Annotated in this window: 8 protein-coding genes and 3 tRNA genes; 3 read left to right on the top strand and 8 right to left on the bottom strand. The window is 48.1% G+C overall.

Features of this window, described 5'->3' with window-relative positions; translation table 11 throughout:
* Nucleotides 1-22 precede the first annotated feature (22 nt).
* The 8 genes from CRN95_RS00320 to CRN95_RS00355 all read right to left on the bottom strand — a co-directional run bounded on the left by CRN95_RS00320 (nucleotide 23) and on the right by CRN95_RS00355 (nucleotide 6,158).
* Nucleotides 23-958, bottom strand: coding sequence for an FISUMP domain-containing protein (locus CRN95_RS00320; RefSeq protein ID WP_097019779.1), 936 nt, complete (start codon nucleotides 956-958; stop codon nucleotides 23-25).
* A 143-nt stretch (nucleotides 959-1,101) separates the two neighbouring features.
* Nucleotides 1,102-2,247 (bottom strand): ABC transporter ATP-binding protein, encoded by a 1,146-nt coding sequence (locus CRN95_RS00325; protein ID WP_097019780.1) that lies wholly within the window; start codon nucleotides 2,245-2,247, stop codon nucleotides 1,102-1,104.
* Nucleotides 2,240-3,319, bottom strand: coding sequence for an ABC transporter permease (locus CRN95_RS00330; RefSeq protein WP_097019781.1), 1,080 nt, complete (start codon nucleotides 3,317-3,319; stop codon nucleotides 2,240-2,242). Before CRN95_RS00330 ends, CRN95_RS00325 begins: the two co-directional genes overlap by 8 nt.
* Nucleotides 3,320-3,372: 53 nt before the next feature.
* Nucleotides 3,373-4,470, bottom strand: coding sequence for an exo-beta-N-acetylmuramidase NamZ domain-containing protein (locus CRN95_RS00335; RefSeq protein ID WP_012819955.1), 1,098 nt, complete (start codon nucleotides 4,468-4,470; stop codon nucleotides 3,373-3,375).
* A 68-nt stretch (nucleotides 4,471-4,538) separates the two neighbouring features.
* Nucleotides 4,539-5,459 (bottom strand): sugar nucleotidyltransferase, encoded by a 921-nt coding sequence (locus CRN95_RS00340; RefSeq protein WP_097019782.1) that lies wholly within the window; start codon nucleotides 5,457-5,459, stop codon nucleotides 4,539-4,541.
* A 176-nt stretch (nucleotides 5,460-5,635) separates the two neighbouring features.
* A tRNA-Lys gene (locus tag CRN95_RS00345) sits at nucleotides 5,636-5,708 on the bottom strand.
* Nucleotides 5,709-5,860: 152 nt separating this feature from the next.
* Nucleotides 5,861-5,933: transfer RNA gene (locus tag CRN95_RS00350), tRNA-Lys, on the bottom strand.
* Nucleotides 5,934-6,085: 152 nt separating this feature from the next.
* A tRNA-Lys gene (locus CRN95_RS00355) sits at nucleotides 6,086-6,158 on the bottom strand.
* Between the two features lie 123 nt (nucleotides 6,159-6,281).
* Between CRN95_RS00355 and CRN95_RS00360 the strand changes: the two genes are divergently transcribed.
* The 3 genes from CRN95_RS00360 (at nucleotide 6,282) to CRN95_RS00370 (ending at nucleotide 11,419) form a co-directional block, all read left to right on the top strand.
* Nucleotides 6,282-8,294: an FISUMP domain-containing protein gene (locus tag CRN95_RS00360; protein ID WP_097019783.1), complete on the top strand. Its 2,013-nt coding sequence runs from the start codon at nucleotides 6,282-6,284 to the stop codon at nucleotides 8,292-8,294.
* Nucleotides 8,294-9,184, top strand: coding sequence for a tyrosine recombinase (locus CRN95_RS00365; RefSeq protein ID WP_097019784.1), 891 nt, complete (start codon nucleotides 8,294-8,296; stop codon nucleotides 9,182-9,184). Before CRN95_RS00360 ends, CRN95_RS00365 begins: the two co-directional genes overlap by 1 nt.
* A gap of 69 nt (nucleotides 9,185-9,253) precedes the next feature.
* Nucleotides 9,254-11,419, top strand: coding sequence for a hypothetical protein (locus CRN95_RS00370; RefSeq protein WP_097019785.1), 2,166 nt, complete (start codon nucleotides 9,254-9,256; stop codon nucleotides 11,417-11,419).
* The last annotated feature ends 68 nt before the right edge of the window (nucleotides 11,420-11,487 follow it).

Consider the following 11,487-nt stretch of genomic DNA (forward strand, 5'->3'; position numbering starts at 1 on the left):
CTCGTTTTGAGCAGCCTTTTCTTTACTTTTCAATTTTCTTTTCGGCAGTATCGTCTTTAATCAATCGGACAAAAGACTGCGAATGTGTACTGAAAGTCACGCGACCGGGGAAAATTTCAAAGCAGAACTTGTCCTCGGAGGTCCAGAAATGACTAAAGAAGTTATTGCTGATACCTGTGCTGCATTTGACCGGAGTCGCTTCAAATCCCAAGTTATCGGTCGGGGTCACATTACACTTTTCCCAGCCCTTGCGAGACATGAGCACGCTCGACGGGTCACCAAGCCCTAAACCAGCAGCAGTCTTGATCAATGTTTCAAAATCCTTTTTGCTAGGAACGCGCCAGCCCCTTACGGCACAATACTTGTTCACCGAGCTCCATTCGTACAAGCCCTCGCCCGTATAACCCACGCACTTGTACTTCAAGGGTTCCTTCATCCACACTTGATCGCCAATCCTTACGGTCTTGTAGACCTGACCATCGCGAGGGTCGACAAACTGTGATTCAAAAAGATTCGGGGAAAGCGAGAATCTTTTTTGCCAAATATACTCTTGCAAAATATCTAGCATTTGTGCGCAAGGTTCAAAAGACAAGCCTAAATCCACGCAAAGCCGTCTTTGGCAAGCCTCCAAAACTTCTTGCTGTTCGCCATCCGAAAAACTTCTGACCTCATACATGCTTGACGGAATTTGCTTTAAGACAAGCAGGAACAATCGGTCCTTGGCATCCGCAAATTCGGGAGCGTTTAAATCGCGCAGTTCTTTTTCCAAAGTCGATTCGTTTGCGAAAATAGAATCACCGACTTTTTGCACAAGAGCATCACACAAAGCCTTGACATCTTTTTGCGCCACCTTGACCGCTGGGCGCACCAATTTTGCACCGCAAAACGGGCAATTTTCCATTTTATCGATTAAAGCATCAAAATCTTTTAGATTCTTATGACACTCTTTACAGAACATAACGTTCTCCCCAATAATATTATCGAGCTTTCAACATCCATAGGGAGCCTCTAAAAAATTTAGCGGCAACCTTCGATGATAATATTAAAAAACGAGAAAGAACGGGATGTAAAACTTATGCAAAAAACAATCGCTAGGATTAATTACTTGGCACAAAAGCAATAGGCGAAATGATTCGCTTCGGCAATTTTCGTCGGAAGTTCGGCGGAAAGGCATTTTTCGCGAACATCGGCAGAAGATTGGGCGCATTTGCAACAGCGATCGGCAAAGCGGCACCCCTCAGCAAAGTCTTTCGGATGAGGCACGGAGCCGGGAATGGACGCGAGCGTGCGCAAGTCGCTATGGCTTTCGGGAATCGCAGCAAGGAGGCCTTGCGTGTAAGGGTGCATCGGATGGTTGATGACTTCGCGGACGGAACCTTCTTCGACAATGCGGCCGGCATACATCACGGCCACGCGGTGCGCGTACTGCGAAACAATTCCCATGTTGTGCGTTATGAGGAGAACTGCTGTTCCCGTTTTCTCGGCCATTTCCTTGAGCACGGCAAGCACTTGAGCCTGCACGGTCACATCCAAAGCAGTCGTCGGTTCATCGGCGATGATCAATTTGGGCTTTGGCAAAAGCGCCATCACAATGCACACGCGCTGGAGCATGCCGCCCGAAAGTTCGTGCGGGTACGAATTCAGAACGCGGTCAGGATCGGTAAAACCGGCCAAGCGAAGCTGCTCGCGGATAACGTCGAGAGGATCGTTTTGCGCATTCCGAGATGGCGCCGAGACTGCACCCTTCGAGACTGCGCCGAACTTAAAGACTTCGAGGAGTTGCTTTTTGATGGTGACGACGGGATTCAGCGCTTGCATCGGTTCCTGGAAAATGCACGCAATTTCGGAACCGCGGACGGATTGCAAATCCTTAAGCGGGAGCTTTACAAGGTCGCGGGCATTTTGAGATTGCGCATCATTCGCCCTCACATCGAACAAAATCTCGCCGTTCACAATCTTTGCACTTGGCCACGGCAACAAGCGCAAAATACTCATCGCAGTCACGCTCTTTCCGCAACCGGACTCGCCCACCAACGCAAAAAATTCGCCTGGGAAAATGTCAAACGAGACGCGGTCCGTCACTTGCAACGGTTGCTTGCCGTCACACGAGTTACCGTTCTTGTCGAACCCGAACGCCACCGAAACGTCTTTAACACGCAAAACGGGGACTTTACTGGATCCTTCGACGGAGTTTATCCCGGACTCCGTTCCGGGACTCAGGATGACGCGATTATCTTGACTAAACATAACGGTCTCCCGACTTCGGATCCATTGCATCTCGAACGCCTTCGCCGACGAAAGTCGTAAGGAGGAGCGTTACAAACAACGCAGCGACCGTGCTCACGGAAATCCACGGAGCATAGAGGTTGTTGAGCCCCTGGCTCATGAGTTCACCCCAACTCGGCGTCGGCGGCTGGAGTCCAAAGCCCAAGAAGTCAAGCGACGTGAGGCTCCCGATTCCACCGATAAGTGTGAACGGGAAGAGCGTCACCACAGGCGTCATCGCGTTCGGCAGGATTTCCTTGAAAAAGATATGGCGATGCCCAAGTCCAAGCACCTTCGCAGACATCACGTACGTCATGCTGCGGAGCTTCAGGAATTCCGCACGCATGTAATAGCTGAGCGAAAGCCAGTTGAACGCCGCCATAATCAAAATCAAAAGCCAGAAACTGCGGCCGTAAATACTGCCGATGAGAATCACCACGTAAAGCATCGGGAGCGACGACCAGATTTCAATCATACGCTGCATGCCCGTATCCCAGAACTTTCCGAGATAGCCCTGAATACCGCCAATGACAATGCCAAGGAAAGTCCCTAGCACGGTCAAGAGCAAACTGAAGCTAATGCAAATACGGAACCCGTGAATCAAGCGCGAAAGAACATCTCGCCCATTGCTATCGGTCCCGAGCCAGTGCTTTGCGCTCGGCGCAAATGGAGGGGTTCCCTCCTCGCTCAGATCCGCCTTCAGCGGATCGTGCGGCACTGGCGGCATGATCGTCCACATCTCGGGGCAGCCTCCAGCACGCGGGAATCCATCTTCTTCATCCTGCTTACATTCTTCGACATCTGCAAAAAGCTTTGCGTAATCCTGTTCCGTCTTGTATTCGCCACCAAAGTCTGCTTCGCTGTAACGCGCAAACGCCGGGAAATAGCTCTTGCCGTTGTAACGCAAATAGAACGGCTCGTCATTCACCGTCCACGGGCTCGTGAGCGAAAGCAAGTACGCCACCACCAGAATTACAAGCGACCAAAAGGCGCGCTTATTCTTGCGGAAGCGCTTCAAGCGGTTCAAAGTTTCTGTCGAAAGTCTAAGTTTCATAGATTAAACAAGGTTCGGCACATTTTTTGCGGCAGTCCCGACAGCGGCAAGCATTAAATACTCGACTCGATAAATTCCTTGCGGAACGTCCCGTTGCCGAGCAAAATATCAATCGGCAGCTTGTGGAACTCGTACTCGTACGGAGGCTGCTTCCACGCAAAATCCTTCGGGTATTCGTTGAAAATATACTGCAACAGCTTCACCGCCATTTCAAAACTGCGGAACTTGTTACGGTCCGTCACATGGATCTGCGCACCGCCACAAATCTGCCCCGCGCCCTTGTGGAATGTCGGCTGGAAGTAGTTTTCGCGGAAATACACACCCGGGAGTTTGAGCCCGTTCATGTACTTGCAAAGCTTGACCGCATCGATAAACGGCGCACCGAAAATTTCGAACGGGCGCGTCGTGCCACGGCCTTCGCTCACATTTGTTGCTTCAAACAAACACATGCCCGGATACACAATTGCAGTATCGAGCGTCGGCATGTTCGGGCTCGGCAAAATCCACGGGAGTCCCGTTTCGTCAAACCACATGCGCTTATCGTAGCCGTCCATGTGCATCACGTAAAGTTCGCACTTCGGGAAACGTTCGGCCTTGAACTGTTCAGCAAGTTCTCCAATCGTCTTTGCATGGCGCGTGCGGATGCTATGGAGTCCCACAAAGCTCGTGTAATTGAGGTCGAGCACCGGCCCTTCTTCATCCACGCAGTTAATCGGATTCGGGCGATCCACCACGACCACCGGGATTCCCGCCTTTTCGCATGCCTTCATGCAAAGGAAAAGCGTCCAAATGAACGTGTAGTAACGCGCGCCCACATCCTGCAAATCCACAAGCATCGCATCCACATGCGAAAGCATTTCTGCGGTCGGTTCACGATGTTCACCGTAAAGGCTGTAAACCGGAATATGCAATTCCGGATCTTCGTAGCCTTCCCATTCAATCATGTTGTCTTGCGTGTGTCCCTTGATGCCGTGCTGCGGGCCAAACAAAGCCGAAAGCTTAAAGAGCTTGCCATCCAAATCCTTGAGCAAGTCAAGCGTATAACTCAAATCGGCACAGACCGAAGCCGGATGTAGAACCGCACCCAGGCGCTTACCACGAAGTACCACCGGGAAACTTTTTTCAAAATGGGAAAGAGCTAACGTAACCATATTTTAAAAGTAGAAAAAGCCCCAAAAAGGGGCTTATAAACAAAGACTTAATTGCGTCTATTTCGATTTTATTCGTGGACCACAACTTTTTCAAGTTTCTTGTCCTGAACCTTCACGCCGTCCCAGAGAATCGCATTGCTGATTTCAGAATTTTCAATCACGCAGCCATCCCCAACCGACACGTTAGGACCGACCTTAGAATTCTTGATGACCACGTTCTTGCCGATGTAGCAAGGCATGACAATTTCAGAACCGTCAAACTTCGGAGCCACCTTTTCGTTGCGTTCAAGAACATGCGCATTCGTTTCAAGCAGCGTCTCGACAAGGCCGCAGTCCAGCCACTTTTCAACCGGAGCCGTGCGGAACTTGCAGCCGCCCTGAATCATGCGTTCAAGAGCATCCGTCAACTGGAATTCGCCCTTCGTACGGATGTCGTTCTGCATGAGGTAGTTCAAGGCCTCCTTAAGAGCTTTGACATCCTTGATATAATAAATACCAACAATTGCCTCGTCCGAAACGAACTCCTGCGGTTTTTCTACAAGACGTTCAATATGGCCATTCTTATCCGTCACTGCCACACCGAAACGCTTTGGATCAGAGACCTTGAACGTGTAGAGAATATTTTCCGTAGCCTTGTCCAGAATAGACAAGTCCGCCTCGAACAGCGTATCGCCAAGAATAATCAAGAGAGGTTCATCGTCGTTCACATACGGGAGAGCAAGGCTAATAGCTTCACCCAGCCCCTGCGGATTAGACTGAACCACCGTGCGCACAGCGCCCCATTCCGATCTCTGCTTTAAAAAATCATCAACAACGGAAGCCTTATACCCCGTTATGAAAATCGTCTCGGAAGGCTTCAAAAAAAGAGCACCATCAACAATCCAATCTATGATTGTCTTACCAGCAACAGGAAGCAAGCACTTAGGCAAATTTTCCGTGTATGGACGTAGGCGAATGCCATTTCCAGCAACAGGAAGAACAATTTTCATTCAAAACCCTTTTTATTACAGTGTGTATCAAACACCCTTACTTAAGGCAAAATATAAAAAAAATGTATCTAAAAAAAAGCATAAGCATTTATTAAGGTCTTTTTTCATTCTATGTAATCACTGCTCCCGCAACAAATTCTATAAAAAAACACCATCTCGTTAAAGATGGTGTTTAGTGGATGATGCAGGGGTCGAACCTGCGACCCGCTGATTAAGAGTCAGCTGCTCTACCAACTGAGCTAATCATCCAAAATTCTTAGGTCGCTTTTCAGCTATGTCTTTGCAAAAATCAAAAGTCGCAGTTTCAAAGTTCGTTAGATTCCACTTTCGCTTTCAAAAACGCTTAGCTTTGTCTGACGCTTTTGTATTTGCAATACCTCACCTTGCGGTTTGGTATTTAGTGGATGATGCAGGGGTCGAACCTGCGACCCGCTGATTAAGAGTCAGCTGCTCTACCAACTGAGCTAATCATCCAAAATTCTTAGGTCGCTTTTCAGCTATGTCTTTGCAAAAATCAAAAGTCGCAGTTTCAAAGTTCGTTAGATTCCACTTTCGCTTTCAAAAACGCTTAGCTTTGTCTGACGCTTTTGTATTTGCTGCACCTCGCCTTGCGGTTTAGTGCTTAGTGGATGATGCAGGGGTCGAACCTGCGACCCGCTGATTAAGAGTCAGCTGCTCTACCAACTGAGCTAATCATCCATAGTCGCTTAGGACGCGCTCAATGTTAGAAATATTGAAAGCGATTGGCAAGGGGAATATGGAGAAAAATTTTATTTTTTTTGCTATATTCTACGTTGTAAACAATTTTTCGCATCTATCACCATGACAAAACTGCTCCCCGCACTTCTATTTTCGCTGTTATTTCTAGCCTGTGGCGATGAAAAATCCCCAAATTCTCCCGATGACGATGAAAAAGTCTCAAGTTCTTCCCAAAAAGATTCCAAGTCGAAAAAAAGCTCTTCTTCAAGAAAAGACAGTTCTTCTTCGAAGAAAAACTCTTCGTCAAGCTACAGCTCCTCCTCTACAAAAAGTTCTTCTAGTTCAAAAACATACTCCACAGAATTTAAAATCGACCCTAAAACGGTCTCCAAAGGAAAATTCACCGACAAGCGCGACGGACAAGTCTATAAAACCGTTACCATAGGCGACCAAACATGGATGGCTGAGAACCTGAACTACAAGACGAGCTCCGACAGCGAATGCGAAGCCGACTCCACAGATAAAAAGTGCGAGAAAAAAGGATTACTCTACAAATGGCAAGCCATAATCGATGCCGCTTCAGGTTATTGCGAACCCTATAGAATATGCGCTGAACCCATTCAAGGTATTTGCCCCGACGGATGGAGAATTCCTACAAGAGATGAATGGGACACACTTATAACTCGCATCGGCATTCGAGATAAAGACGGAATAAAAATTGAAGCAGGTTATCGCCTTCGCTCAAAGGACTTCTACGGTTCTGACGTTTACGGATTTTCTGCACTTACCGTGGAATTTTGGACATCAACAAACTTCAGAGACCAAAGAGACGACAGACGCGTTGTAACCGCTAAATTAGGTGAGGACGCATACTTGTCTGGATCTGCCCAAGACTATCCAAAAGCATATCTTCGTTGCATTCAAGATACAACCCCCAAACCAGATTTAAACAACCCAGCTACAATCAGGTCTTACGACAAAAACTGCAAAGATTCGGTTTGGACCCCTAAGATTCCGCCTTGCAATATCAATGGCAAAGACAATTGCGAATACGGCGAATTTGAGGGCAAAAAAACAATAAAAATCGGAAATCAAAAATGGATGAACTACGATAAAACCGTATATCCACTTTACGACTCACGAACATGCCCCTTGGGATGGCGAGTTCCAGACCCAAAAGATTGGGACGAACTCATTCAAAATGTCGGAGGAAAATGTTTTGCCACCAAAATGTTGGCTTCGCAAAAAGGCTGGGAAAGCGGGAATGGATTTAACGCTTACGGATTTGACATTAAGCCGACGGGCTACTACTCCACATGGCTTGATTACGAGAAAAAAAGAGTTTCTCAAGGGCGAGAATTTTATGAAAAAGAAACAGCAACCACATTTGTCGTCAGAGACAGCTTAAATACAACATATAAGTACATGGCATATTTTTCCACAGGACGTTCGTTCTTTTTGCAATACAATGATGATTATAGTGCCAATCTTTATTGCGTCACAAGTACCCCTGCGCCGGATATCTCAAGTTCTTTCTTTAATCCAAATTTCAATTACGGAGAATTCACTGATTCTCGCGACGGGAAAACATACAAGACGACAATAATCGGTCCGCAAAAATGGATGGCTCAGAACCTGAATTACGAAAGCGATTCTAGCGTCTGCTATCAAGACTACTTTTATTCAAGTTATTGCAAATCACTAGGACGGCTATATTCGTTCGAGGATGCTCAAAACGCATGCCCCGCAGGGTATCATTTACCATCAAAGGACGAATTCGACACACTGATGTCCTTCGGAGCCATTTACCACAAAACAAACAACTTGTTCTCGGCCTACAACTTTGGTGATGATACTTACGGATTTTCATTAGTTATGGCGGGTAGTGGAGAAGGTTCTACGTTTTTTAGTGGTTTTTACGACAAAAAACAAGCAAAAAAATTGTCTTATAACGGAGCGGCATTCCTTTGGAGCAGCACGCCAAAATCTGATTCTACTGCATACGGATTATATGCATACAAAAGCGATGTGTCAGACACTTTACATGTAGGTTATTCAAAAACATCTGGATTATGGAGAACCTACGCGTCTGTCCGTTGCCTAAACGACACTCTCTTTAACGAAGAATCCAAATAATGAGTTTCAATTCCAACCGTCTAGACGCATTTCTTTCGCACCTCGGAGTCGAGCGAAACCTTTCGCCCGTGACTATCCAGAGCTACCAAGAAGACTTGCGACACTTTATTGCCTGGCTAGACGAAAATGGGATTGACCTCAAGGATTTAAAGCCCGAAAAGCTAGACGAATTTTTGACATTCACTGCGGGGCAGGAGGAATACTCCCCCACATCTGTCGCTAGGCATTTTTCGAGCCTGCGCGGGTTCCTCAAGTACATGCAGAACCAAGGCGAGTACGATTACAGCACTGAATCGATGCTTGCAACACCCAAACTCGGGCACTACCTGCCGCAATACCTGACCCGTGAAGAAATCGACAGCGTATTTGAGAGCGCTGCAAACGGCAAGAATCCGCTCCGCGATACCGCATTGTTCGAACTGATGTACAGCGGCGGGCTCAGAATTTCAGAAACGCTCGGCATAAAGCTTTCGCAAATCGATCTCGAAAACGAATGGCTGATGCCCATCGGCAAGGGCAACAAGCAACGTCTTGTACCGCTCGGCAGCAAGGCGAAAGAAAATCTCCGCGCATGGATTGAAGAGGGCCGCCCCCTCACCCACCCGACTACAGACAACATCATTCTCAACGCGCACGGTAAGCCGATGACCCGCATGGGGGCATGGAAAATCGTTCAACTGCATACAATGCATTTGAGCAAGCAAGTCTCGCCGCATACGTTCCGCCACAGCTTTGCCACGCACTGCCTAGAAGCGGGTATGGACTTGCGCGTATTGCAGGAACTGCTCGGACACGCCGACATCGGGACCACGCAAATTTACACGCACATCGACAAAGAATTTATCAAAGTAGAACACCGCAGCTTCCACCCGAGAGAACAAGCGCATTGACATGCGCTGTTTTTCTATTTAAATTTTCCGCAAAATTTTATTTCTTTATCCTGATTATCGGGGAAAATCATGAAAAAAGTAATTCCAGCCCTTTTATTTGCGGCCACTACAGCTGCTACAATCTTTGTAGCCTGTAGCAACGAGTCTAGCGACGAGAACCTCCCAAGAGAAATCATTACGGAAGTCGAGTCGATCTACGAACTTGGAAAATGTGGCGACGAAAACGAAGGCGACACCGTATACGCCAAAAAAGAAGACGCCGAATACTACTGCCACAACGAAAACTGGATCCCCGTTTCCAATGAAGAATCTGAAAAATCATCTAGCAGCAGCAAGGTAAGTTCCTCGTCCATGACCAAGGACGAACTCAAGAAGTTCACCGAACTGTGTAAGGCTTCTGGAGGTACCACCAAAGACGGTGTTTGCGTCTGTAAAAAAGAGCTCTGCGATGTCGGTGCAGTCTGTAATACCGTTACAGGTATTTGCGGCAACCAAAGCAAGCCCACTGATATACCACCGGATTCAAAATCCAGCGACTCTAAATCCAGCGATGACCCTACAGAACTCACCTTCGCTGACCTGTGCGTAGCTTCCGGCGGCAAAGCAAAAGACGGTATCTGCATCTGCGATAGCGAACGCTGCGACAAAGGTGCTGTCTGCAACACCATCACGGGAGTCTGCGGGAACCAGAGCAAGCCCTCCGATGTTCCACCGGAATCCGACCCCATCGACCCTTCTACCGACCTTACCTTCAACGATTTGTGCAAGGCGTCTGGCGGTAATGCCAAAGATGGCATCTGCGTCTGTAAGAAAACATCCTGTGACGAAGGCGTACTCTGCAACACCATCACGGGTGCCTGCGGAAACCAGAGTGAACCTGTCGAAAACTCTTCGGATTCCAAGTCCAGTTCTTCTACAGAACCCACCTTCGCCGACTTGTGCGAGGCATCCGGCGGTACAGAAAACGACGGAGTCTGCGTCTGTAAGAGTTCCCCCTGTGACGAAGGCGTGCTTTGCAATACCAAGAGCAAGGAATGCGCCAACAAGGACGTCTTTGAAAAAGAATGCAACGACAGCTACGAAACCAAGTGCAGCAACAGCGATGCCGACATCGGATTCGTAAAGGAATGCATAAGAGGAGTCGTTGTGAACCGCTCTTGCGGTACAGTCTCATGTAACGAAGAAGGAACGGCATGCGGTAAATGCCTCAATAGTGCCCCCCAGACTTGTACCGAAGACAAAAATTTCCACGCAACCGTCACCCGCTGCGAAAACGGAAAGAAGGTAACAGAAAGTTGCGGAGCATTCTCCTGCGACCCGCGCGACAACGGTTGCGGCGAATGCACGAACTACGAACACACCTGCACCAACGATGAAGCCGGAAAGGGAACCGTCTACGAGTGCGTCGCCGGCGAAGCCAAGAAGGCCATTTCCATATGCGGCAACAAGTCATGCCGTACCGACAAGGCTATCTGTGGCGAATGCCTTAACGGCGAACTGAGGTGCGACAACGACATCAACAACAACGCCATCATGTACAGGTGCGTCGACGGGCAATGGGAAAGACTCCATAACAAGTTCGACCCGCTCGACAAGGACAATTACAAATGTCCCGTCGCTTGTAGAGAGGGCACCGATCCACAGATAATGGATTACGAATGCGACATAAACCAATGTTCTGATTGTGATCCATGCTGGGGTGAACCAATGGTGGGATCTCCCTCCAATCCAAACCCCTGCTACGACGAGAAACGTTGCAAACAAATTCTCAAGGATGAAGATCCTGACTACCCGCCGTTCAGGGATTTCGAAACGAAAAATAAATGGAAGGCCCTGATTCCCGAAGAAAAAATGGCCGTGAAGACCGTTACAGGATACAACTGGAAAGACTATACCCACACTGACGTTAATGACCGAGTGGGGCCTTTCGAGTTTGACCTTACAAACGAGACGCGCCGCGTATCGTGCAACGCCTTGGGAACCTACTTCGGCAAATGCCACAACACCCTGCAGACCTGCATCAACACAAGTTATCACAAAGGCGGATTCATGGTGGTCTGCGCTAACGGTGAACTTATCGACGAAGAGAAGAAAGGAGACGGAATCGCTTGCAATTGCGAAATAACAACTAACAACGCCGAGGGATGTTGTTACACCAGAAGTGCCTGCTTCAAGCAAACCAACTGGTCTAGGGACCGTTGCGCTAAGCCCAAGAGTACCGCTGCCGACGAATAATTTCATCGACTTTTCAAGAGAAAGGAACCGCAAGGTTCCTTTTTTTTTATAACCACGCCATCAACCTA

This window comes from Fibrobacter sp. UWB16 (genome assembly GCF_900215325.1).
Taxonomy (GTDB): domain Bacteria; phylum Fibrobacterota; class Fibrobacteria; order Fibrobacterales; family Fibrobacteraceae; genus Fibrobacter.

What these genes read in the sequence shown, in the direction of transcription:
- CRN95_RS00330 (WP_097019781.1), bottom strand. Translation starts at nt 3,319, where the DNA reads ATGAAACTTAGACTTTCGACAGAAACTTTGAACCGCTTGAAGCGCTTC.
- CRN95_RS00335 (WP_012819955.1), bottom strand. Translation starts at nt 4,470, where the DNA reads ATGGTTACGTTAGCTCTTTCCCATTTTGAAAAAAGTTTCCCGGTGGTA.
- CRN95_RS00365 (WP_097019784.1), top strand. Translation starts at nt 8,294, where the DNA reads ATGAGTTTCAATTCCAACCGTCTAGACGCATTTCTTTCGCACCTCGGA.
- CRN95_RS00325 (WP_097019780.1), bottom strand. Translation starts at nt 2,247, where the DNA reads ATGTTTAGTCAAGATAATCGCGTCATCCTGAGTCCCGGAACGGAGTCC.
- CRN95_RS00340 (WP_097019782.1), bottom strand. Translation starts at nt 5,459, where the DNA reads ATGAAAATTGTTCTTCCTGTTGCTGGAAATGGCATTCGCCTACGTCCA.
- CRN95_RS00360 (WP_097019783.1), top strand. Translation starts at nt 6,282, where the DNA reads ATGACAAAACTGCTCCCCGCACTTCTATTTTCGCTGTTATTTCTAGCC.
- CRN95_RS00370 (WP_097019785.1), top strand. Translation starts at nt 9,254, where the DNA reads ATGAAAAAAGTAATTCCAGCCCTTTTATTTGCGGCCACTACAGCTGCT.
- CRN95_RS00320 (WP_097019779.1), bottom strand. Translation starts at nt 958, where the DNA reads ATGTTCTGTAAAGAGTGTCATAAGAATCTAAAAGATTTTGATGCTTTA.